Here is a 24,479-nt window from a genome sequence, read left to right as displayed (position 1 = left end):
AGGCGACTTACTCCTTGTCTGCCAGCGTCAGTTTATATCCCAATCCGCGCACCGTCAGCAGTGATACGGGGCTCGACGGATATTCCTCGATCTTCTCCCGGATCCGGCGGATGTGCGCCATCAGAGAATTTTCATATCCGAACGGATTATCCCCCCATGCCGCTTCACAGAGCTGATCGATCGTCACGATCCGCCCCGCGTTCCGGTACAATGCCTGTAAAATCTCAAATTCTTTTGCTGTCAGCGGAATCCGCTCTCCGCCGCGGATCACTTCTGCTCTGGAAAAATCAATCTGACTTCCTTTCAATGTCACGACCGGTTTTTCATCTTTATAGAAACGGCGAAGTATGATCCCGATCCGAAGAAGCAGTTCTTTCGGCAGAAAAGGTTTCACAAGATAATCATCCGCGCCAAGCCCGAGTCCGTGTAGCCGGTCTGAGTCCTCCCCTCGCGCCGTCAAAAATAAAATCGGGATATCCAGAAAACTTTTGATCTGTTCAAACAGGAAAAAGCCGTCTCCGTCCGGCAGCATCACATCCAGGATTGCCAGTTCTGGCATCCATTCCTGACAAACGCCAAGCGCTTCCCGCATGGTTCCCGCGGTTTTGATCTGCGTATACCCGTCCTGATTTAAAATCGATACGACCATCTGTAAAAGCCCCGGTTCATCATCTACAACTAAAATCCGTTTCTGTTTCCATCTGTCAAAATCCATAACAATTCCTCCTACTTTCTCCTGTCAAAAATTATACCACCACTTTCCGGACACTCCTATCCCCCGGTTTCATTTGTAAGGTAATCGTAAGGTATTCACAATCCGAACGCAAGATTCGTTTTTTATACTCATTACAGCGGAACGAACAAACGTATTTTCAAAGAACGTTTCCCTCCAAAGTTCCCGCAAAAAAACGCCGCATTTCCGCGGCAGAATGAGGTGTCATACGATGAATATCATTGAAACAAAAAATTTAACCAAATCATACGGCAGTTTTACCGCTGTCTCCAATGTAAACCTGCATATCCGGAAAGGAACTGTCTATGGCTTCTTAGGTCCCAACGGAGCAGGAAAGTCAACGACGATGAAAATGTTTCTGGGGCTCACAAGACCGACGCTCGGAAGTTTTCAGATTGACGGAAAGACATTTCCGAATGACCGTGTCGCGATCTTGAAAGAGATCGGATCGTTCATCGAATCTCCGGCATTTTACGGCAATCTGACCGGAGAAGAAAATCTGGACATCATCCGACGTATCTTAAAGCTTCCGAAACACAGTGTAAAGGATGCTCTGGAACTGGTCGGTCTGACGGAATTTAAAGACCGTCCGGCAAAAAAGTATTCGCTCGGGATGAAACAGCGTCTCGGACTCGCCGGCGCTCTGATCGGTCATCCACCGATTTTGATCCTGGATGAACCGACCAACGGACTGGATCCGGTCGGCATCCACGAGATCCGCACGCTGATCCGTTCTTTGCCGGAACAATACGACTGCACCGTACTTGTCTCCTCCCATCTGCTTCCTGAGATCGAACTGATGGCGGATGACATCGGAATCCTGAACCACGGACATCTTCTGTTTGAGGGATCTATGGAGCAGTTGAAAGCATATGCCCATGAGAACGGATATCCCACAGATAATCTGGAGCAGACTTTTCTGGCGCTTGTAGACGAAGACAACCAACAACTACTCCGCAAAAAAATAGAGAAAAGAGGGAAAAGATCATGACGCAAACACCGACCATCGGATTTTTCCAGATGCTTCCGCTGGAATGTAAAAAATTGAAACGGACCGGATGCCTGCCCGCAGTCGTGCTGTGCGGACTATTTGCGGCTGCATTTCCTCTGGCAAATATGCTGGTGCGCCCGGAAGCATTTACAACACTTCCGGGAGATCCGCTTTCCATCCTTGCCGACGCCAACTGGCAGATGATCGCGATGCTCAACATTTTGCTCTCGATCTGCCTCTGCTGCATCATGTATCACACCGAATTTGCCGACCGTGGGATCCAGAAGTCCGAAACGCTCCCGGTCAAAGCGCACCTGCTGTTTCTCGGAAAAGGAACCATTCTCGCTGTTTCCGGCATCGTTGTGATCCTGACGGAATGCGCGGCGCTCGGCTTCTGTGCGCTCCACTGGTTTCCGGCTTATACATTCGACAGCTCCGCTGCCTTTGCTCTTTTGAAATTCGCCGGCTTTCAGTGGCTCATGCTGCTCCCCACAATGCTGCTGATGCTTTGCATCGCATCCATCTGCTCAAATATGTGGACGTCGCTTGGAATCGGCATCATCCTGACTTTTACCATATATGTGTTTCCACAGAAGAATCTGCTGCTTGGTCTGCTTCCGTTCTCCACGCCTTATCATCTGCTGTCAGAATCTGTCTCGGCAGATCAGACGCTGCTTTATCCGGCAGCCTGCGCCGCGGAAACGATTCTGTTCGCCTTGTGCGGCGCCATTTATCCATCGATCAGGAGGTATCATTCATGAACTTTTTTTCTTTGATCCAAATAGAACTTCAAAAAATCAAACGCTCCAAGATCCTGCTGCTTCTGGTCATTCCGGTCTTTATGATGTGGATCCCGAGTATCCTCAATGCCGATGGGATCTTCGACACACAGGGAATCCCGATCACACCGGAATCTAATTTTTTCGTTCAGGGCTTTATGGGCATGGTCTGGTTTATGATCCCTGCCACGCTCATCCTCTGTACCGTACTGCTCCGGCAGAACGAACATACCAATCATGGGATCTTAAAAATGCTGGCGCTTCCCATAAGCGGTCCCGCCCTTTGTCTTGCAAAATTTACCGTGCTGATCCTGCTTACTTTTGTACAAATGCTCCTGCTGATCCTTGCATACTACTTAAGCGCAGCGGCGGCATCCGCAATGGTTGACTACACACTGCTTCTGCCGCCGCTTTTTGTTTTTCGTACTGTATTTGGATTTTATCTTGCTACCGTCCCGATGGCTGCCGTCTTCTGGATGATCGCGGTACTGATCGCCTCTCCGATCTTCCAGATCGGGATCGGACTTGCTTCCATCGTGCCCTCCGTCCTGCTGATCAACACAAAGGTCTGGTTCGCCTACCCGATGTGTTATCCGTTTTATCTGCTGATGATCGCATACGGACGGGCTGCCGCCGGGGTCTATGAGACAACCATCGACTGGATCCCATGGATCCCGATTGCCGCCTTGCTCACGCTCGCCGCACTTTTCATCGCCTGCCTCCGTTTTGGTCACGCAGAGCGAAAATAAAGAACACTTCCAAATCTATCCTGAAAGGAGATCACTTATGAAAACTAAAATTTATACTACTGTTTCCACGATCATGTTGTTCATCCCATGGGGGCTGCTTTTCCTCCGGCGCTATGACTGGGCGCTCCAGATGCCGATGGCAAAAATCCTGATTTCCGGCTGCGCCGCTTTGATGATCGCCGGTGGCGTCTTCTCCGTGATCGTCTATGCCAAAGGCAACGTCCGCCACCTCTGGATGCAGATCTGCATGATCATCCATATGCTCTATGCTGCCGTCGGGATCGCGGCGTTCTGCATGATGGCAATTTCAGATTAAAACATTCGATCACTCCGGGATCTACTGCGCTTGCGGCGGCTGCCGACATCATAGATACATCCGCCGCAGTCAGCGCAGCCATCATTCGATAAACATCGCATCTCCAAACGAGAAAAAGCGATATTTCTCCCGAACCGCTTCCTCGTAAGCCGCCAGCACATGATCTCTTCCGGCAAGAGCGGACACAAGCATGATCAGCGTGGATTCCGGCAAGTGGAAGTTTGTGATCAGACAATCTAATATTTTAAACTGATAGCCCGGATAAATGAAGATTTCCGTCCATCCGCTGCACGCTTTCAAACGCCCGTTTTCATCCGCCGCAGACTCGATCGTCCGGCAGCTTGTCGTTCCCACACAGATCACTCTTCCTCCGTTTTCTTTCGCGTGATTGATCTTCTTGGCTGCTTCCTCATCAATCTGGTAAAACTCAGAATGCATATGGTGTTCCGTCACTTCCTCTACTTTTACCGGACGGAATGTTCCCAGACCGACATGCAAAGTCACGCGGGCGATCTCAATCCCCTTATTCTGGATTTCCTCCAAAAGCTGCGGCGTAAAATGCAGTCCTGCCGTCGGCGCTGCCGCCGAACCCTCGTGGGTCGCATACACGGTGTTATACCGGTTCCGCTCTTTCAACTGGTGGGTGATATACGGCGGTAGCGGCATCTGTCCGAGCTGATCTAAGATTTCTTCAAAAATCCCCTCGTAATGAAACCGGATCAGACGGTTTCCCTCTTCCACAACATCCACGACTTCCCCGATCAGCAGCCCGTCCCCGAAACTGACTTTGGATCCGACTTTCATCTTCCGCCCCGGTTTCACGAGCGTCTCCCAAGTATCATTTTCCCTGCGCTTCAAAAGCAGCACTTCGATCTTCGCTCCGGTTCCCACGCGCTCTCCGATCAGACGCGCCGGAATCACCTTTGTATCATTGATCACAAGGCAGTCTCCCGGATTCAAATAGTTGATAATGTCTTTAAATACATGATGCTCCGTCTCCCCGGTTTTCTTATTTAACACAAGAAGCCGGGAAGAGGAACGATCCTCCAAAGGATCCTGTGCGATCAGTTCCTCCGGAAGATCATAATAAAAGTCACTCGTCTTCACTGTTTTGTTCCTCTCTAAATTTCACCTGCGCTCCGTGCGCGGATGCCGTTTCTATTTTCTCAGTTCGATCTCCATCTCTTCCAGAGCTTTCAGGATCTTCTCCATAGCCGCAGATACGTCCGCCTCTTCCAATGTCCGGTCTTTCGCGCGGAATACGATCGTATACGCAACGGATTTGTATCCGTCTTTGATCTGCGCGCCCTCATACAGATCGAACAGCGCAAAGCTCTCCAGATATTTTCCGCCTTTTGCTGCGATCACATCTTCGATCTGTCCCACAAGGATTTCTTTCGGCACGACCATACTGATGTCACGGCTGACTGCCGGATATTTTGCGATTCCCTCATACTTTCTGTCGAATGTCGCATACTCCAGGATTTCCGGCATGTCGATCACTGCCACATAAGCGCGCTCGCCGATTCCGTAAGTATCCGCCACTTCCGGATGTACTTCTCCGAGATAACCGACTACTTTTCCGTCGTAAATGATGTTCGCCTGTCTTCCCGGATGCAGATACGGTTTTCCTGCGTTCGGATCATACGTTTCACGCTGCTTCATACCGATCTTTTCGAAAAATTCTTCCACAACGCCTTTCATTGTGAAGAAATCTCCGTCTCCGTACATTCCCAATGTAAACTGCATCCGCTCCTCCGGAAGTTCCGTCAAAGGAAGCTGTTTCGGCAGATAAATATTTCCCAGTTCGTACAGTCTGACATTTTTATTTCTCCGATTGTAGTTCGTCGCAAGAGAAGTCAGCATTCCGTTCAGGGAAACGGTTCTCATCACGCTGTAATCTTCTCCCAGCGGATTCATGATATCCACGGTACGGCGAAGTTCGGAATCTGCCGGGATCAAAAGCTTATCAAATACTTTCGGGCTTTCAAAGGAATAGGACATTCCCTCGCTGAATCCGCAGAATTCCGCAATATCCCGTGCGATCTGTTCAATACGCAGTTTGAAAGAAAGCTTTCCGGCTGTCGCTTCTCCGGACGGAAGTGTCGTCGGAATGTTGTCATATCCGTAGAATCTTGCAACTTCCTCCGCAAGATCTGCGATACGGAACAGATCATGACGGAATGTCGGAGCGATCACTTCTTTTGTCTCCGGATCGTATCCGAGATCGATCTTTTCAAAATAAGCAAGCATCTGTTCTTCAGAAAGATCTGTTCCGAGCATTGCGTTGATCTTGTCCGCATCAAACGGTACGCGGACCGGTTCTTTCACTTTGCTGTACACATCCACGGTCCCGCCGACTACTTCTCCGGCTCCCATTTCTTCGATCAGCTGGCAGGCACGGTCGATCGCCGCTTTCGCATTGTTCGGATCCAGTCCTTTTTCAAATTTACCGGAAGCGTCGGTACGAAGTCCGACTCTCTTACTGGATTTGCGGATATTGACGCCGTCAAAGCAGGCAGCCTCGAACAGCATCGTCTTGACATCGTCGGTGATCATGGAATTTTCCCCGCCCATGATCCCGGCAATACCGATCGCTTTCTCGCCGTCGCAGATCATAAGAACGTCTTTGTCCATCTCCCGTTCCTGTCCGTCCAACGTTATGAACTTCTCTCCATCCTGTGCATTTTTTACAACGATGTGACGATCTACGATCGTGTCCAGATCATAAGCGTGCATCGGCTGTCCGTATTCTTCCATCACATAATTTGTGATATCCACCAGATTATTGATCGGGCGGATTCCGACCGACGCCAGTCTTCTCTGCATCCATTCCGGAGACGGTCCGATCTTGATATTCTTCACGACACGGGCACAGTAACGCGGACACAGCTCGGTATTTTCCACCGTTACTTTTACATAATCATTGACGTCCTCGCCATTTCCTGTCTCTGTCACGACCGGCGGACAGAATTTTTTGCCGAACGTAGCTGCCGCTTCCCTTGCGATACCGACAACACTGTAACAGTCCACACGGTTGGACGTGATCTCATACTCAAATACGACGTCGTCTCTTCCGAGCGCTTTGATCGCGTCTGCGCCGACTTCTGCATCTTCCGGGAAAATATAAATGCCGTTCTCCGGCGCTTCCGGATACATATTGGTATCCGATCCCAGTTCCTCGATGGAGCACATCATTCCGTAACTTTCCACGCCGCGCAGTTTCCCTTTTTTGATCTTGATCCCGCCTGCAACGCGCTGTCCCGGCTCATGTCCGCCAGCGACACGTCCGCCGTCCAGTACGACCGGGACCTTTGCTCCCTCAAATACATTCTTCGCGCCGGTCACGATCTGTACCGTCTCGCTGCCGACATTCACCTGGCAGACAACCAGCTTATCCGCATCCGGATGTTTTTCGATCTTGTCGATCTGTCCGATCACGATTTTTTCCAGATCTGCATCCAGTTCTTCAAATCCCTCTACTTTTGTTCCTGACAATGTCATCGCATCAGTATATTCCTGCGCAGTCACGTCCAGATCCGGGACATACGCTTTGATCCATGATAATGAAGTATTCATGTTTGTTCCTCTCTTTCTGTTCAATACTCGCCTTGCTTTTGCTCGTCTCTTATCTTACCGCCTGAAAACTAGAACTGTTTTAAGAACCGGATATCATTTTCATAGAGCAGGCGCATATCGTCGATTTCATATTTCAAAAGTGCGATACGTTCCAGACCGACGCCAAACGCAAATCCGGTGTATTCTTCCGGATCGATCCCGCACATTTCCAATACGTGCGGATGAACCATTCCGCAGCCGAGGATCTCGATCCAGCCGGAACCTTTGCAGAAACGGCATCCTTTTCCGCCGCATTTGAAACAGCTCACATCCACTTCCGCGCTTGGCTCTGTAAACGGGAAATGATGCGGACGGAATTTTGTCTTTGTCTCAGGTCCGAACAATTCTTTTGCAAATTCCTCCAATGTTCCTTTCAGATCCGAAAACGATACATTTTTGTCGATCACAAGTCCCTCGATCTGATGGAATGACGGAGAGTGGGTCGCATCTACTTCGTCTGAACGGAACACTCTTCCCGGCGCGATCATACGGATCGGAAGTTTTCCCTGCTCCATCACACGCGCCTGTACCGGTGACGTCTGTGTACGCAGCACAATGTCTTTATTGATGTAAAAAGTATCCTGCTCGTCTTTTGCCGGATGGTCTGCCGGAATATTCAATTTTTCAAAATTGTAAAGATCGTACTCTACTTCCGGACCCTCTACTACTTCATATCCCATTCCTACGAAGATCCGCTCTACTTCTTCCAATGCGATATTGTTCGGATGCCGATGTCCCACACTGCTTTTCTTTGACGGCAGCGTCACATCGATGACTTCCTGTTTCAGCTTTTCCTCTCGGATCGCTTTCTCCATCTTCGTTTTTGTCGCTTCCAGCATCTCTTCGATGACCGCTCTCGTCTCATTGACCATCTGTCCGACTTTCGGACGGTCTTCCGGGGCTACGTCTTTCATGCTTTTTAAGACTGCTGTCAATTCCCCTTTCTTACCGAGATATTTCACTTTTACATCATTGAGTTTTTCCAGTGCATCTGCCGCTTCGATCTGCGCCAGCGCATCTTTTTTGATCTGATCCAATCTGTCTTTCATCTGGTATCTCCTTTCCTGAATCCTTTCGATTTTCTTATGAATGCAATAAAAAAACTCCATCCCACATAGGGACGAAGTCATTCGCGGTACCACCCTGTTTCCCCGGCAATCCATTCCGCCCGGAGCACTCAAGTTATGCGTAACGTGCAGTCTACGGCGCTTCCTACCCGTCTTCTTGCAGAACTTCTGTCAAACCATCTGCCTCTGCTGATAAAAAGACTCTTCAAAAACGCAGCTTGCGTGGGAAATTCGGTCGCCATCTGAACTAAAGAGAACTCGCAGCCGGTGATTCTCTCTCTCTGATAGAAATATGGTTTCCTACTTTACACGGTCATTGCTTTTTTCCTATAAATCCGGCTCACCAAGCCGAACGTATTTCTAATTGTAAACATCTGTTTTCCAAATGTCAAGATAATTTTCCAAAATAGTACCGTTCCAACAGTGCGTTTACCTCACCGCCAAGCAGGATCACATACATACACATATACAGCCACAACATGATCAGGATCAATGTCGTCATACTTCCGTACATACTCGAAAATCCGGTAAAAATATCCAGATACACGGAAAACAAAAACGAGATCAGAAGCCATCCGCAGGCAGTAAATACCGCTCCCGGAAGCTGCCGCTTCAGAGTTGTCTTCCGGCGGTTTTTCCGGTTGGGGAGGAAACGGTATACAATATCCCAAAAGCAGGTCAGCACAGCCAGCGTCACGACCGTACGGATCCGGATGATAAAATCCGTTATATGACGGAAAAACGGCGCGTGTTCATTGACGATCGCGCTGATGCTGTTGCCGAAAACAGATAGCAGCAGAGACAATACGATCGCAAGGATAAACAGTACTGTATAAAAAGACGCCCGGATCCGCAGGTAGATATAATTACGCGTCTCAATATTTTCATAGACACAATTGAGTCCCGAAGTCACCGAAAGCACCCCTTTTCCGGCAGACCAGAGCGCCACTAAGATCGTAACGGAGATCACCGAGCCGGACTGCGCATACGCCTGTGTCACGATGGATCGGATCATCCCCTCCACCGAAGACGGAAATACCTGAGACAAGGCGTCCATCACCGCCGTCATCGTGATCGGCGTGTACTGTACCAATGTCATCAAAAGCAGGATGATCGGGATCAATGACAGCACAAAAAAGTATGCCGCCTGTGCAGCATACGCTCCTGTATGATGAGAATTGATAATGGCGATCACTTTGAAAACTTTTTCTTTCAAACGTCTGTTTTGCTTCATAATCTCTTCACTTTGCTTTTACAGCTTCCCCCTGATTTTATATTTCATGATCATAGCGTCAGTGTGCAAAGGAGTATACGGTCGAAGAAGAGCAAATCTAAGCCTCTTTGTTGTTGCTTTCGCTCCGCGTACGTCTCTGTACGCGTCGTTCAAATGCCTAAAAGAGACTTAGATTTGTCTCTTCTCGACTCACAGACCTCAACTGACGCTGTCGTCTCCGGATAAAGAAAGCACTTTCCGTATGGAAAGTGCTTTCCTGATTCTTTTGAGTCCCCAAAATGCCGTTCCCTGTATTTTGACTCCTAGCTGACGCTAGGTGGGCGACCGCATCTGCTTTTTTGTCTTCCGCTGCATAAACGGCGGCTTGACATATTACAGAGATGTAGGAATCCCGTTTAAAGTAATGTAGGTTCAAAATGACAGGGGTATCGAACACCCCAGGTTATTTCTGAGAGTATTATAACGCATTTACTTTGATTTTACAAGAGGTGTTTGTGCAAAGTAAATCCACGCCCTTTCACTTCACTCACCTGACTGATCACCATAAATGCTTTGTCATCGATCTCCATGATAAGCTGGTTTAATTTCGGCAGCTCCCGGTTGGAAACAACAGTCATGACCAGAAAGCCTTTATTATGAAGATAACCGGATTCCGTCCGGTACAATGTGGTTCCCCGATCCAATTTCTGATGGATCATCTCATTGATCTCCTCATAACGCTCGCTCATGATCTTCACCTGCATCTGATTTTTTCCCATCAAAAGAACCTTATCCACAAGCACTGTATAGATCATAACGAGCAGGATCCCATACAGACTCTTTTCGGTATCCCGGAAGAACATCTGACCGATCAGGATCAGAAAATCGAATGTATACAATCCGACCGATACCGGAACGCCCATTTTTTTATTCAGGATCAACGGCGGAATATCCATACCTCCCGTCGATGCTCCCGCTTTAATGACCATACCGATCCCTACGCCGATCGACACTGCCGCAAAAACCGTACAGAGCATCGGATCGTCTGTCAGATCCTGCAGCCATTCGATTTTTTGAAACACCCCGAGTATGACCGGAAAATAAAACGTACTGATCAACGAAGTCAGAGCAAATGCTTTTCCGAGCAATACGACCGCCAACAGAAACATGACCGTATTAAATATGGCCGCAAACAATTCGATCGGCACACCGAAATAATGATTGACGATCAGTCCCAGACCGGTCGTTCCGCCTGTCACCAGTCCGGTCGGAAGAACAAACGCCACGATTCCGGCACAATAAATAGTATTCCCGAGAAGTACAAAAAATATCTTCTTCAGATTAAAAATACTTCGCAGTTCCTTTTTTGATTCCACAGTCATAATTTCCCGTTTTCCTCTCTTTTATTTCTTAGTCTGCCTTGGATTTTATCGCATTAAATCAATAAATTTGCCGTAAAACGCAAGAAAAACAGGTTGCGAAACCTGCTTTTCTCTCACGTTGAACAGTATATCATTTTTTCAAAAAAGTGCAAGCATTTATCGCGTGCATTTTATGTATAAATATGATATAGTTACAGTTATACTTATTTTTGGATAAAAGGAGTTTTGCTTTATGAAAATGAACGAACTGGGACTTGTCTACTTCAGTCCTACCGGAACCACACGAAAGGTCATCATGGAGGCAGCAAGGAACATCGACTTGAAGTCTGTTTCTTACGATCTTTCCATCCACAAAGAAAAGAAGCCTGCAATGCAGTTTAAAAAAAATGATCTTGTGCTGTTTGGGATTCCGGTCTATGCCGGACGCGTTCCAAAGACATTTCTGGAATATTTTGAAAACTTACAAGGTGACAACACACCGGCGGCGCTCATTGCCACTTACGGATGCCGCGAATACGAAGACGCACTTCTGGAATTAAAGAATGAAGTGGAAAAACGCGGATTTAAAGTGATCGGAGCCGCTGCATTTCCTACAGAACATTCGATCGCGCGCAAGATCGGAATGAGCCGCCCGAACAAAGAAGATTTAAAAGTGATCGCAGATTTCGGCGTACAGTTAAACCGCAGAGTCAAAAAATCCGAAAATTTTGATAACATTTCCATCGAAGTTCCGGGCAACGACCCTTACAAAAAATACAGCACGACATCCCTTACACCGAAAGTAGACACCACACTGTGTACCGAATGCAAGGCATGTGCCAAAGCCTGTCCTGCCGGAGCGATCTCAATGACCGATCCAAAAAAGACCGACAAAAAGCTCTGTATCTCCTGTATGCGCTGTGTCCGCTCCTGTAAACAGAGAGCCCGTTATGTCAGCACATTTAAGATGAATCAGTTGGAAAAGAAACTTACAAAAATCTGTAAGACCGATAAAGCCGCCGATATTTTTATGTAACTATTTTTATTGCAAACAAAAGACTGCCGCCTTGGACATGAGGACGATCTCACAATGATCTCCCCTGTTTCCAAGACAGCAGCCTTTTTATGATTCTTTTAGCATCTTTCTTAGCGTGTTTCCCCTTGGACATCGACGCTACTTTTTCGCGATATATCCTTTTGCGGTCAGCGCTTCTGCACAAAGTACAGCTCCGCCTGCGGCTCCGCGGATCGTGTTATGAGACAGTCCGACAAACTTGAAATCAAACATGCTGTCTTCTCTCAAGCGACCGATCGACACGCCCATTCCGTTTTCATAATCCACATCCAACTGTACCTGCGGACGATTCTCCTCTTCCATATAACGGATGAAATGTTTTGGAGCGCTCGGCAGTCCTGCCTCCTGCGGAAATCCTTTGAAGTTCACCAGTTTTTCAATCAGCTGCTCTTTCGTCGGTTTCTTTTCAAAATTCACAAATACAGCGGCTGTATGTCCGTTTAATACCGGAACACGGATACACTGACATGTGATCTTCGGGAGTTCTGCTTTCACGATCTCACCGTTTTCCACTTTGCCGAGAACACGAAGCGGCTCCTGCTCGCTCTTCTCTTCCTCACCGCCGATGAAAGGAATGATATTCTCCACCATCTCCGGCCAGTCTTTGAACGTCTTTCCTGCTCCGGAGATTGCCTGATATGTTGTAGCCACAACTTCTTTCGGTCCGAACTCTTTCCATGCCGCCAGACACGGTGCGTAACTCTGGATCGAACAGTTCGGTTTTACCGCGATAAATCCGCGTGTTGTACCGAGACGTTTCTTCTGGTCTTTGATCACTTCAAAATGATCGGCGTTGATCTCCGGTACGACCATCGGCACATCCGGCGTCCAGCGATGCGCGCTGTTATTGGACACAACCGGTGTCTCCGTCTTTGCATATGCTTCCTCGATCGCTTTGATCTCCTCTTTTGTCATGTCCACTGCGCTGAACATAAAATCAACTGTAGCAGCAACCTTTTCAACTTCGTTGACATTTAACACAACGAGATTCTTAACTGCTTCCGGCATCGGCGTCGTCATTTTCCATCTGTCTCCGACTGCCTCCTCATAAGTCTTTCCTGCGGAACGCGGGCTGGCAGCCACAGTTACCACTTCAAACCATGGGTGATCCTCCAAAAGAGAGATAAATCTCTGTCCGACCATTCCTGTTGCTCCAAGTATTCCTACTTTTAATTTCTGATCCATTTTATTTTCCTCCTGTCTTTCCTTTTGATTTCCCATATAAACGGAACATGAACCTCTATTCTGTAAGCAAATATGCTTCTTCCATCTCGATCACTTTCTGCATCGCCTTTTGTCCCGGCGCTCCGATCGTGTTGCGCATCTCCACACAAGTCTTCATACTGATGGCGTCATATATATCTTCCTCAAACACCGGAGAGATCGCCCGGAATTCTTCCAGACTCATATCATCCAGCGCTATATTTTTCTCAATGCAGTAAAGGACGAGTCTTCCGACGATCCCATGCGCATCCCGGAACGGTACTCCATGATTTACAAGATAATCTGCCGCGTCGGTGGCATTGGTAAATCCATGCTTTGCACTGTCCTCCATCCGTTTCGGACGGAAACGCAGTGTGTCCAGCATTCCGGTGAACAGCGCCAGACAGCCTTTCGTCGTGTCGATCGCGTCAAATACCAGTTCTTTATCTTCCTGCATGTCTTTATTATAGGCCAGCGGGATCCCTTTCATCGTCGTGAGCATAGACATCAGCGCGCCGTACACACGTCCCGTCTTTCCACGCACAAGTTCCGCGATATCCGGATTTTTCTTCTGCGGCATAATGCTGCTTCCGGTACTGTACGCGTCGTCGATCTCCACAAACTGATACTCGTTGGAATTCCAGATGATGACTTCCTCCGAAAAACGGCTCAGATGCATCATCACCGTAGACATCGCCGATAACAACTCGATCAGATAATCCCGATCCGCCACGGAGTCCATACTGTTTAAAGTCGGTCCGTCAAAATCCAGAAGCTTGGCCGTATATTCCCTGTCCAGCGGATAAGTCGTACCTGCCAGCGCCCCGGATCCGAGCGGACAATAATTCATCCTTTTATAAATATCTTTCATCCGGGAACGATCCCGCTTAAACATCTCAAAATATGCTCCCAGATGATGTGCCAGCGTGATCGGCTGTGCTTTCTGCAAATGTGTAAATCCCGGCATAAACGTCTCGGTATGCTCTTTCATCAATTTCAGAAGACTCTGGAGGATCCCCTTTAAAAGCGCATCCAGTTCCAAGATCTCATCCCGCGTGTAAAGCTTCATATCCAGAGCAACCTGATCATTTCTGCTTCGTCCGGTATGTAATTTCTTTCCGGCATCGCCGATCCGGTCGATCAGATTCGCTTCCACAAAACTGTGGATGTCTTCATATTCTTCCGTGATCGGAAGCGTTCCGTTCTCCACATCTCGCCTGATCCCCTGTAGTCCCTCGATGATCTGCTCTTTTTCTTCGTCCGTTAAAATTCCCTGTTTGGCGAGCATTGTCACATGCGCGATACTTCCTCTGATGTCCTGCTCCCAAAAACGCCGGTCAAATGAAATGGATGCGTTAAACTGATATACTAACCGGTCTGTTTCTTTTGTGAAACGACCACCCCATAATTGTGCCATTCCCGAATTCCCCTTTTCCTAATCAAATGCTGTTCAAAATAGCAGGCTTTTCTTTGCCCGATATCTTCTCCATAGTTTAGCACAGTAACGTGTGAATGTCCACTATAAAAATGATTCTTTTTTATGATTCTTTTTGTGATCTTTTTCACTGGTTCCCTTTCGCTCTGCTCTCTTTCGTTCCTCCAGCGAGAACACACAGCCGCAGTAATCCTGCCGGTACATCCCGTATTCTTCCGACAATTCCACTGACCGCTTATATCCGTTTTTCTTTTTAAAATCCGAAAACAAATACTTCACACCGTATTGTTCTGCCAGTCTGCCTCCGATCTCATTTAACTTCTGTGCATTTTTCATCGGGCTGATACTGAGCGTCGTCGTAAAATAATCATACTTTTCTTCTGCTGCGAGCCGGGCGCATTCTTCCAACCGCATCTCATAGCAGGAAAAACACCGTTCTCCGCCCTCGGGAATCTGCTCCATTCCGCGCGCCATATCATAAAACCGCTTTGTGTCATATTCTCCCTCGATAAACGAAATAGGATGCCCCCACTCCCGCTTCCGGATCAATTCCTGCTGTTCACACACCCGCATCGAATATTCCTGCTCCGGATAAATATTCGGATTATAATAAAATACCGTGATCTCCATGTATTCGGAGAGATATTCCAGCACATAACTGCTGCAGGGCGCACAGCAGCTATGAAGCAAAAGTCTCGGAACTGCCTTTTGTCCGGAAATTTCCTCCAGCTCCCGTTCCAATACTCTCTGATAATTTATTTTCTGATTTTGTTTCATGAACGATTCTCCCTCATGTCATTTTTAAAATCTCGACCCAGAACCTGAGTATATCACACAGCGCTCTTTTTCACAAATCTCTTCTTCTTTCATAAATTAAAATATCAGAAGCCCCCGCCGTCACAAGGCAGTCATACAAATAACTTAGGATTGGAGTGTTTCAATGGAACCTGTACTGGAATTATCAAATGTCAATTATGCATACCACACAATGGATGGGGAGACCAAGGCGCTGAACGATATTTCATTTTCTGTCGCTCCCGGAGAATTCGTTGCTTTCGTAGGTCCCTCCGGATGCGGAAAATCCACGCTTCTCTCCATTCTCTCCGGTCTTTTGAAAACAGAAACCGGACAGATCCGTGTCAACGGAAAGGATTTGAAAGACAGCACGACAAACATCGGATATATGCTGCAGCACGATCATCTCTTTGAATGGAGAACCATTTACCACAATGTACTGCTCGGACTTGAGATCCAGCATATGCTGACGGCACGCACACGCGCCAAAGCGGAAGAACTTCTGGAACTCTACGGTCTGAAACCTTTTGCCGACTCCAGACCGTCCGAACTTTCCGGCGGAATGCGCCAGAGAGCCGCGCTGATCCGGACTCTGGTACTTGAGCCGGATATCCTCCTTTTGGATGAACCTTTTTCCGCACTGGATTATCAGACCCGGCTTTCTGTCGGAGATGACATCGGACAGATCATCCGAAATGCACACAAGACGGCGCTTCTCGTCACCCACGACCTTTCCGAAGCGGTAAGTCTGGCTGACCGGGTGATCATTCTTACCAAACGCCCCGCGTCGGTCGCGCGCATCGTGCCGATCACATTTTCTTTGGAAGATGATACGCCGATGCATCGTCGTGATGCACCCGAATTTAAAACTTATTTCAATCTCATCTGGAAGGAGCTGAACAAAAATGACTGACATTTCCCCGGAACAGATCCGGTATCTCAATCAAATAAAACGACATGTCTACATCGTCCGTACTGCGAGGATCTTCATCCTTTTCGGCTTTCTTATCCTCTGGGAATTGGCAGCCGATACCGGGATCATCGATTCTTTTATTTTCAGCAGCCCCTCCAAGATCGTCCGGTGCTTCCGGGAAATGGTCTCGGATCACACGATCTTTTTCCATATCTGGACAACGCTGTATGAAACGATCATCAGCTTTCTCCTCGTCACAGCTTTCAGCATCCTCGCGGCAGTTCTTTTATGGAGCAGTGTCAAGCTTTCCGAGATCCTCGATCCTTATCTTGTCGTCTTAAACAGTCTCCCGAAATCTGCACTCGCCCCGCTTCTGATCGTCTGGCTCGGAGCCAACTCCAAAACGATCATCGTTGCCGGAATGTCCGTTGCGATTTTCGGAAGCATATTGAACCTGTATACGGAATTCAAGACTGTCGACCCGGAAAAGATCAAATTGATCTACACGCTCCACGGCACCAAACGCCATGCGCTGACAAAAGTCATACTGCCGGGTTCCGTTCCGGCGATCATCAGCAACATGAAAGTCAACATCGGTCTGTGTCTGGTCGGTGTCATCATCGGAGAATTTCTCGCCGCCAGAAACGGACTCGGCTACCTGATCATCTACTCCAGTCAGGTCTTCAAAATGGATTGGCTGCTGATGTCGATCCTTCTACTCTGTATCATGGCGATGGGACTCTATGCGCTGATCAGTCTGGCTGAAAAATGGTATCTGAAACGAAACAACAGTGGGATCAGATAACGCAGCGACGCGGTCTTCGCGGAACGATTTATGCGAGACGATGCAATTTCCTGTCAAAGAAAAATCCAGATGGAATCCCTTTGTTTCGGACTCCGTCTGGATTTTGTATACCTATTGAAAATAGCGTCAGTGTACAAAGAGAAATACACCTTGTACACTGACGCTGCCTTTTGTTTCTCACTGCATCATTTCATATACAACACCGGAAGTTCTCGCTATGAACTGACGTGCCTGATAAGGATCTATAAGATTTTCAGACATCACACACAGCACATAGGTACCGCTGTTCCCATATACGATGGCTGCATCATTTTCCACATCGGAAAGTTCTCCTGTCTTATTTCCGACGATCACCCCGCCCGGAATACCGGATGGGATCTTACTTCTGCGCTCCTGCTGTTTCATATATTCCAAAATACTTGCGCTTCCTTCCAGCTGTCCGGCATTTGCCATCTTGAGAAAATTACAGCAGTCACGGACAGATGTGTAATTATCGTCGACATCATTTGGCTGCAGCATCAGTCTTCCCATATGAGTGTCCGAAAATCCATGATTGGCAGCGTACTGATTCACCAGCGCCATTCCGTTTTCCGCACTTCCGCCTCCAAGCCTTGTCACAAGCTGATTACAGGAATCGTTGTCACTTACCCGGATCATACTCCCGATCAAAGCCTCTGTCTCCCCGGCATAAGACTCATACACGCTGACGTTCCCGTAATTCTCATATACACAGCCTGCCACATACAGTTTGATCAAACTCGCCGCCTGCATCGGTCCGCCTCCGACAAGAGCAAGGTCATTCGCATCGACTGAACCTGCACAGATTGCCACCGTTCCTCCTGCCCCGTATTCCGTATTGACCAGATTTTCCAACTGTGTCTGCATCTCTGCAGGATCGGCACTTCCCGCATTGGACGGAGCTGTATTTTCCGCGGTTTCATTCACCGCTCCGTCTGTCTGCTCATTTGCTGTCTGCGCTTCCAATGCCTTTTTCTCCTGTTCTTCCTTTTCTCTCATCGCTTTTTCTTCTGCTGCTTTTTGCTTTTCTTCTGTCTCTGCAACGACTTCTCCTTTGATCACAGATTCCTCTTTTTTCGCCGCCTGCTTCTCGGCGTGAGACTCTGTCAGAACTTTCCCGATCAGGATCAGCAGAAAGATCAGCAGAATCGTTTCCAAGATCACCAGAACCCGGAGCAATCCTTTGACTTTGCTTCTTTTCTTCATATGCTATTTCCTCAGATATTCACTGTTCACATAGCCATATGCATCCAGATCCGGTACATATACATACCAGTATGTTCCGGTTGAGAAATCGATCACATCCACTTCCTGACCGTTTGCGATCTTGCCGATTTCATTTGCAGAGTCAAATGCTTTTGCATTACGCAGTGCCAGATATCCTGTCGATACATTTGCATAATACACGTTGTCATTATAAATATTTACACTTGCATAAGATGAGACAAGATAATCACTGTTTGTATATCCGTAGCTGCCCAGACTCGGTGAATATACATACCAATACTGTTCATTTGTCCGGAGCGCATATACATAATCTCCGTTGTACATTTTCCCGATCTCGTTTGATGCGTCAAAAGCTTTTGCATTGCGCAGTGCCAGATATCCCTTGGATACATTGATATAATATACCCCCTGATAATTTGCCGGCGGATTGCCCGGTCCTAACAGATCTCCGGTTTTCTGAGGCGCCTGCTGTGTATTTGCAGTTGCAGCCGCATCCTCTTCTTTTATCTCCGTTTTCTCGTCTGAGAGTTTACTGCTTTCCACATATCCAAATGCACTTTTTCCCGGAGCGTATATATAAGAATACTGATCCCCCGACATCGCCAGTACCGTCACTTCTTCGCCGCTTTCCGCCACTCCTAACGACACTGCCTCTGTGTCCGGTGTACTTAATATCGTCAAAGTTTCATCTTTCCCTACGTTCACATATTTCGTTGCCGGCTCCATCACTGCGTCACTTTTGTTCGTCAGGTAATGATAGTCGATATATCCTGTCACATCCTCCGCTTCCACATATACTTTCCAATAGCGGTCATCTCCTTTTTCCACCAGAGAAACCTTTTCTCCATTGTCCAGTTTTGCTACAACTTTGCCGTCTTTTTCTTCTGTTTCACGGACTTTCATCACATCTTTGCAGCCTGTCACATAATAATCCCCTGTGGTCTCGACTTTTTCTTTCCCTTTCCATAAAAATACGCCGATCCCCCCAACTGCTGCCAAGATCACCACTACGACTGCGATCACGATTCCCCAACGTTTCTTCTTCGCGGGAGCCTGTCGCTGTATGTCCGTCTGTGTACCATATGGCGGCTGCTGATATGACTGCTGTGTGTAGGGCTGCTGTCCATAAGACTGCTGGTTATATGATTGCTGTGCATACGGCTGCTGATTATACGGTTGCTGCATATTCGGCTGCTGATTATACGGTTGCTGCCCATAAGACTGCTGCTGTGTATATGCCGCCTGTCCACCGTACATTGTATGATCTGCAAACTCTGTCACAGAATCACCGGCAGAATCCATCTCGCAGCCCCGGATCATCCCCAACAGTTCCTCCATAGTCTGGCAGCGGCTTTGGGCATTCACTGCGAGACCATACAGTAATATATTCTCCTGCCGTTTTGAAATTCTGGCTCCCGTTTCGGACGGACGCTTCAGCAGATCCTGTCCTCTCCGTTCCGGTGCCTCGACCGGAGTGATCCCTGTGATACATTTATACATGGTTGCGCATAATCCGTACACGTCTGTCCATGGACCCTGCATTTCATTCCCCATATACTGCTCTTCCGGCGCATATCCTTTTTTGATCGTCCCGGTCTGTTCCTGACCTTGTTCCATGTAATACTGTGCCGATCCGAAATCCATCAGCTTCAGACAGCCTTTGTTCAGATACATGATATTGTCCGGACTGATATCCCGATGGATCACACCTAATTTGTGCATTTTTCCAAGAACAGTGACGATCGGATCGATCAAACGGAACACCTTTCCCGCATCCATCGGTCCATTTTCACGGATATAATCTGCCAATGTTCTCCCATCCAGATATTCCATGACCATATAGGCAGTCGCATTCGCTTCAAAAAAGTCCCGCACGTTTACAATTCCTGATTCTTCCGAAAACTGTGCTGCCTTTCTCGCTTCATCCAGAAAACGTTCCACGCCCGCTTTCACAAATTCACGCTGTTGATCTGTTGAGATCGTCAGCTCGTCTGTAACGGCATGATTACGATTAACATGCCCCGCCGGATAAAATTCCTTGACTGCAACTTTTGTATCCAGCACAAGATCACGACCTATATAAGTGATCCCGAAACCGCCCTCTCCGATCACATTTCCGATCAGATATCTTTCCCGAAGCACGGTTCCCGGCTTCAAATGGTGCGGCGCAATATCGGCAATCTGTAAATTTACACAGTCAGCACAAAGCGTTCCGGTTGTAACTTCTCTCATACAATTCATACAATACTTTTTCATATGTACGCTCCTTTATCTCCCTATGTTATTTTTTCATTCTTCCCTCAACTCTCTCTTTCCTCCATATTATAAGTTCATTCACACGCAATAGCAATAAAAATTCCAAATCTTTCCGGCACATCTCACCGTTTCTTTATTTTTCTATGCTTTCTTTGATCTGAATTGAAAAAATATGTCTTTTTCTTAACAATGCTTGCACTTTTTTGTGCATATGGTACAATTTTTGCATAGGTGCGCTTCCTTTTTCGGGTTATTTTCAGCGTATTCCTCAAAATTCAAAGGAGAGGTGAACAAATATGAGCAGACTAGAACTATCCACCCCAACTCAGGCTCAGCTCGTTGTGGAAGGTTTGTACAAAGATCTGGAACGCAGGATCGAATCCAGTCCTCCGGGACTTTGTCCGGTTGACTTATCCAGAGCTTTCCTCGACATGTGCCATGCCCAGACATGCGGCAAATGTGCTCCATGCCGGATCGGACTCGGACAATTGAGCCATTTTATTACCGACGTGTTGGACGGAAAAGCCACACTGGAGACACTGGATGTGATGGAAGAACTTGCACTTTCCATCATGGATTCCGCCGATTGCGCGATCGGATACGAAGCCGCGCACATGGTATACAAAGGACTGATCGGCTATCGTGAAGACTATGAAGAGCATATCCGGCAGGGACGCTGTACATGTACATATCATCAGCCGGTTCCCTGTGTATCTCTTTGTCCTGCGGAAGTTGATATTCCGGGTTATATCGCTTTGGTCGGAGAAGGCCGCTATGCCGACGCCGTCCGCCTGATCCGAAAAGACAATCCGTTTCCGACTACCTGCGGTTTTATCTGCGAACATCCATGTGAGGCCCGCTGCCGACGCAATATGGTAGACGACAAGATCAATATCCGCGGGCTCAAACGTGTTGCCGCCGACTTTGCCGGAAAAGTTCCTCCTCCGGCTTGTGCCGCTCCGACCGGAAAACACATTGCCATCGTAGGCGGCGGTCCCTGCGGTTTGAGCAGCGCTTACTATCTGCAGCTGATGGGACACCAGACGACCGTATACGAGATGCTTCCGGAGCTCGGCGGTATGCTTCGTTACGGAATCCCGAATTACCGGCTTCCGAAAGAACGTCTGGACGAAGACATTCAGGCGATCCTGGATACCGGTGTCGAAGTACAGTACGGAAAACGGATCGGAGACGATCTCACGATCCAGCAGCTCCGCGAGCAATATGATGCCGTCCTGATCTCCATCGGCGCAAGCACGGATAAAAAGCTCGGAATTGAGGGTGAAACTGCAGAGGGTGTGATCTCCGCCGTTCACTTCCTGCGCGACGTCGGTCTCGGAAAGAAACCGGATCTAAGCGGTCAGGAAGTTGCCATCATCGGCGGCGGAAATGTCTCCATGGATGCAGTCCGCACTGCGATCCGCCTCGGTGCGAAAAAAGTCAGTATTGTCTACCGCCGCCGGATCGCCGATATGACCGCACTTCCGGACGAGATCGAGGGAGCGATCGCCGAGGGCGTCGAAGTCCAGGTATTAAAAGCTCCGTCCCGGATCGATCTGGACGAGAGCGGACATATCAGAGGATTGTTTGTCACTCCGCAGATGGTCAGCAAGATCAAAGACGGACGTGCCAGCATCCGGCCAACCGGCGAGGAAGATCTGTTCATCCCTTGTACGACTTTGATCGTCGCGATCGGACAGGATATCGAATCCGGTCACTTTGAACAGGCGGATTTCCCGGTCATGCGCGGGCGACTGATGTCAGCAAAAAATGCCGGCTTCGAGAATATTCCGGGCGTCTTCACCGGCGGGGACTGTGCAACCGGTCCATCTTCCGTGATCAAAGCGATCGCCGCTGCAAAAGTGATCGCGGCCAATATTGACGAATATCTCGGATACCATCATATTATCACCGCAGATGTTGAGATTCCGAAACCGCGTCTTGACGACCGTACTCCGTGCGGAAGAGTGAACATGACCGAGCGCGAAGTCTGTGAACGCGTCTGTGATTTTGAGGGAGTCGAAAACTGCATGACGGAACAGGAAGCGAAGCAGGAAGCAAACCGCTGCCTGCGCTGTGACCACTTTGGTCTCGGAGTCTTTAAAGGAGGGCGGAAAACAGTATGGTAAATCTTACAATTGACAATAAAGCGATCTCCGTTCCCGCCGGAACCACCATTATGGAAGCGGCAGAGGCAAACGGAATCCGGATCCCAAGATTATGTTATCTGAAAGAGATCAACGAGATTGGCGCCTGCCGTGTCTGCGTTGTAGAAATGGAGGGAAAAGAGAAACTGATCACATCCTGTAATAATATCGTGGAAGACGGGATGGTTCTCTACACAAACAGTCCGAAAGTGCGGATGAACCGGAAAAATACGGTCAAACTGCTCCTTTCCCAGCACGACTGTCAGTGTGCGGTCTGTGTCCGCAGCGGTAATTGTTCCCTGCAGCAGCTTGCAAATGACTTGAACATCATCGATCCTCCGTTCCATCAGGAACTGGACCGTATTCCTTGGAATATGAACTTCCCGCTGATCCGGGATTCCGCAAAATGTATCAAGTGTATGCGCTGTATTCAGATCTGTGATAAAGTACAAAGTCTGAATATATGGGATCTGGAAAGCACCGGTTCCCGTACAACGGTTCATGTATCGAAAAACCGGAAGATCGAGGAAGCCGACTGTTCCCTCTGCGGTCAGTGCATCACCCACTGTCCGACCGGAGCGCTGCGGGCGCGTGACGACACCGCAAAAGTATGGAAAGCAATCGACGATCCGAACAAGATCACCGTCGTTCAGGTCGCTCCTGCCGTGCGTACCGCATGGGGCGAAGCGCTCGGGCTTTCCCGTGAGGAAGCGACAATGGGCAAGATCACGGATTCCCTGAGACGTCTCGGTTTCGACTATGTATTTGATACGACATTTTCCGCGGATCTTACGATCATGGAGGAGGGCAGTGAATTTGTAAAGCGCCTTACATCCGGTGAATTAAAAGACCGTCCGATGTTCACCTCCTGCTGTCCGGGCTGGGTCCGTTTCATCAAATCCCAGTATCCGCATCTGGTCAAACAGCTTTCCACTGCCAAATCGCCGCAGCAGATGTTCGGAGCAGCGATGAAAACCTATTTTGCCAAATCGATCGGTGTCGATCCGGAAAATATCTGTACCGTTTCCGTTATGCCTTGTACCGCAAAAAAAGGCGAGTGCAATATGGAACTCTTCTATGAAGAATATGCCGGTCATGATGTGGATCTTGTGCTGACTACCCGGGAACTGACCCGCATGATCCGTTCCGCCCACATCGCCCCATCTACACTGAAAGATGAGGTATGTGACGAGCTGATGCAGGATGGTTCCGGTGCCGGTGTGATCTTCGGCGCGACCGGAGGCGTTATGGAAGCGGCTCTTCGTTCCGCTTATTTCCTTGTAACCGGAAAAAATCCGGATGCAGACGCATTCAAAAACGTCCGCCGCACACGGGAAGACGAATTCACGATGACTGCTGAAATCCCGATCGGCGATATTACGGTACGAACCGCGGTCGTCAGCGGTCTTGCCAATACCCGACGTCTGATCGAGCGGATCGAACGCGAAGAAGTTCATTTCGACTTTGTCGAAGTAATGGCCTGTCCGGGCGGCTGTGTCGGCGGAGGCGGACAGCCGATCCATGACAGCGAAGAACTGGCGCTTACACGAAGTAAAAACCTTTACTTTCTGGATGCGTCCAATGAACTGCGGTTCTCACATGAAAATCCGGATATACAAAAACTATATGACGACTTTATGGAGGCTCCGCTTTCTCATAAAGCACATATGCTTCTCCATACCGACCATAACGCGTGGGAGATGCCGAAGCGGAAATAGTCAATTCCGGTAAATACCGATTTTTAACCTCTAAATAAAAAACGAATCTCCCATAGGAAT

General features: G+C 48.3%; 20 protein-coding genes and 1 other RNA gene. 9 read left to right on the top strand and 12 right to left on the bottom strand.

The window, feature by feature from the left end; translation table 11 throughout:
• Positions 1–7: 7 nt before the first annotated feature.
• Positions 8–715, bottom strand: coding sequence for a response regulator transcription factor (locus tag I2H87_RS03410; protein ID WP_195609320.1), 708 nt, complete (start codon positions 713–715; stop codon positions 8–10).
• A 229-nt stretch (positions 716–944) separates the two neighbouring features.
• On the opposite strand from I2H87_RS03410, the gene I2H87_RS03405 reads away from it, so the two are divergent.
• Genes I2H87_RS03405 through I2H87_RS03390 form a run of 4 tightly spaced genes read left to right on the top strand, consistent with a single transcriptional unit; the run spans position 945 to position 3,568 of the window.
• Positions 945–1,724 (top strand): ABC transporter ATP-binding protein, encoded by a 780-nt coding sequence (locus tag I2H87_RS03405; RefSeq protein WP_054703250.1) that lies wholly within the window; start codon positions 945–947, stop codon positions 1,722–1,724.
• The gene (locus I2H87_RS03400; protein ID WP_195609319.1) at positions 1,721–2,485 is read left to right on the top strand and encodes an ABC transporter permease; all 765 of its coding nucleotides are present in this window, start codon (positions 1,721–1,723) and stop codon (positions 2,483–2,485) included. Before I2H87_RS03405 ends, I2H87_RS03400 begins: the two co-directional genes overlap by 4 nt.
• Positions 2,482–3,252 (top strand): ABC transporter permease, encoded by a 771-nt coding sequence (locus tag I2H87_RS03395; RefSeq protein WP_195609318.1) that lies wholly within the window; start codon positions 2,482–2,484, stop codon positions 3,250–3,252. Before I2H87_RS03400 ends, I2H87_RS03395 begins: the two co-directional genes overlap by 4 nt.
• 37 nt (positions 3,253–3,289) lie before the next feature.
• Complete coding sequence (locus I2H87_RS03390; protein WP_009267618.1) at positions 3,290–3,568, top strand: hypothetical protein; 279 nt, start codon at positions 3,290–3,292, stop codon at positions 3,566–3,568.
• An 81-nt stretch (positions 3,569–3,649) separates the two neighbouring features.
• On the opposite strand, the gene queA is transcribed toward I2H87_RS03390, so the two are convergent.
• The 6 genes from queA to I2H87_RS03360 all read right to left on the bottom strand — a co-directional run bounded on the left by queA (position 3,650) and on the right by I2H87_RS03360 (position 10,848).
• Positions 3,650–4,675 carry a tRNA preQ1(34) S-adenosylmethionine ribosyltransferase-isomerase QueA gene (gene queA / locus I2H87_RS03385; protein ID WP_009267619.1) on the bottom strand — a complete coding sequence of 342 codons (1,026 nt, stop codon included), beginning with the start codon at positions 4,673–4,675 and terminating at the stop codon, positions 3,650–3,652.
• 51 nt (positions 4,676–4,726) lie between these two features.
• Entirely contained in the window at positions 4,727–7,147 is a 2,421-nt protein-coding gene (gene pheT / locus I2H87_RS03380; protein ID WP_195609317.1) for a phenylalanine--tRNA ligase subunit beta, read from the bottom strand.
• Between the two features lie 68 nt (positions 7,148–7,215).
• Positions 7,216–8,235: a phenylalanine--tRNA ligase subunit alpha gene (gene pheS, locus I2H87_RS03375; RefSeq protein WP_195609316.1), complete on the bottom strand. Its 1,020-nt coding sequence runs from the start codon at positions 8,233–8,235 to the stop codon at positions 7,216–7,218.
• A 406-nt stretch (positions 8,236–8,641) separates the two neighbouring features.
• A complete protein-coding gene (locus I2H87_RS03370) occupies positions 8,642–9,487 on the bottom strand; it encodes a YihY/virulence factor BrkB family protein (RefSeq protein ID WP_009267622.1) in 846 nt (281 codons plus the stop codon).
• Between the two features lie 266 nt (positions 9,488–9,753).
• Positions 9,754–9,934: non-coding RNA, 6S RNA (gene ssrS / locus I2H87_RS03365), on the bottom strand.
• Positions 9,935–9,966: 32 nt separating this feature from the next.
• Complete coding sequence (locus I2H87_RS03360) at positions 9,967–10,848, bottom strand: YitT family protein (RefSeq protein ID WP_009267623.1); 882 nt, start codon at positions 10,846–10,848, stop codon at positions 9,967–9,969.
• Between the two features lie 232 nt (positions 10,849–11,080).
• Here I2H87_RS03360 and I2H87_RS03355 point away from each other — a divergent pair, with 232 nt between their 5' ends.
• Positions 11,081–11,863, top strand: a complete 783-nt coding sequence (locus tag I2H87_RS03355; RefSeq protein WP_054703248.1) for an EFR1 family ferrodoxin — start codon at positions 11,081–11,083, stop codon at positions 11,861–11,863.
• A gap of 138 nt (positions 11,864–12,001) precedes the next feature.
• On the opposite strand, the gene asd is transcribed toward I2H87_RS03355, so the two are convergent.
• From asd to I2H87_RS03340, 3 genes are all read right to left on the bottom strand, one after another.
• The gene (asd, locus tag I2H87_RS03350) at positions 12,002–13,087 is read right to left on the bottom strand and encodes an aspartate-semialdehyde dehydrogenase (RefSeq protein WP_195609315.1); all 1,086 of its coding nucleotides are present in this window, start codon (positions 13,085–13,087) and stop codon (positions 12,002–12,004) included.
• Positions 13,088–13,142: 55 nt separating this feature from the next.
• Positions 13,143–14,522, bottom strand: a complete 1,380-nt coding sequence (gene argH, locus I2H87_RS03345; RefSeq protein WP_009267627.1) for an argininosuccinate lyase — start codon at positions 14,520–14,522, stop codon at positions 13,143–13,145.
• A 102-nt stretch (positions 14,523–14,624) separates the two neighbouring features.
• Complete coding sequence (locus tag I2H87_RS03340) at positions 14,625–15,317, bottom strand: epoxyqueuosine reductase QueH (RefSeq protein ID WP_009267628.1); 693 nt, start codon at positions 15,315–15,317, stop codon at positions 14,625–14,627.
• 163 nt (positions 15,318–15,480) lie between these two features.
• On the opposite strand from I2H87_RS03340, the gene I2H87_RS03335 reads away from it, so the two are divergent.
• Together I2H87_RS03335 and I2H87_RS03330 are read left to right on the top strand one after the other, a co-directional pair.
• Positions 15,481–16,248 carry an ABC transporter ATP-binding protein gene (locus I2H87_RS03335; RefSeq protein ID WP_009267629.1) on the top strand — a complete coding sequence of 256 codons (768 nt, stop codon included), beginning with the start codon at positions 15,481–15,483 and terminating at the stop codon, positions 16,246–16,248.
• A complete protein-coding gene (locus I2H87_RS03330) occupies positions 16,241–17,053 on the top strand; it encodes an ABC transporter permease (protein WP_009267630.1) in 813 nt (270 codons plus the stop codon). Before I2H87_RS03335 ends, I2H87_RS03330 begins: the two co-directional genes overlap by 8 nt.
• Before the next feature lie 177 nt (positions 17,054–17,230).
• Here I2H87_RS03330 and I2H87_RS03325 read toward each other — a convergent pair whose 3' ends face one another.
• Together I2H87_RS03325 and I2H87_RS13890 are read right to left on the bottom strand one after the other, a co-directional pair.
• Positions 17,231–18,277 carry a serine hydrolase gene (locus I2H87_RS03325; RefSeq protein ID WP_009267631.1) on the bottom strand — a complete coding sequence of 349 codons (1,047 nt, stop codon included), beginning with the start codon at positions 18,275–18,277 and terminating at the stop codon, positions 17,231–17,233.
• A 3-nt stretch (positions 18,278–18,280) separates the two neighbouring features.
• Complete coding sequence (locus tag I2H87_RS13890; protein WP_009267632.1) at positions 18,281–20,554, bottom strand: protein kinase domain-containing protein; 2,274 nt, start codon at positions 20,552–20,554, stop codon at positions 18,281–18,283.
• 296 nt (positions 20,555–20,850) lie between these two features.
• Here I2H87_RS13890 and I2H87_RS03315 point away from each other — a divergent pair, with 296 nt between their 5' ends.
• Together I2H87_RS03315 and I2H87_RS03310 are read left to right on the top strand one after the other, a co-directional pair.
• Entirely contained in the window at positions 20,851–22,683 is a 1,833-nt protein-coding gene (locus I2H87_RS03315; protein WP_009267633.1) for an NAD(P)-binding protein, read from the top strand.
• On the top strand, positions 22,677–24,419 hold the full coding sequence (locus I2H87_RS03310) for a [FeFe] hydrogenase, group A (RefSeq protein ID WP_009267634.1): 1,743 nt from the start codon (positions 22,677–22,679) through the stop codon (positions 24,417–24,419). Before I2H87_RS03315 ends, I2H87_RS03310 begins: the two co-directional genes overlap by 7 nt.
• Positions 24,420–24,479 lie beyond the last annotated feature (60 nt).

This window comes from Mediterraneibacter glycyrrhizinilyticus, assembly GCF_015560805.1.
Lineage (GTDB): Bacteria > Bacillota > Clostridia > Lachnospirales > Lachnospiraceae > Schaedlerella > Schaedlerella glycyrrhizinilytica_A.
Note: the sequence above shows the minus strand (reverse complement) of the source record. Positions and strands in the feature narration are given on the sequence as shown.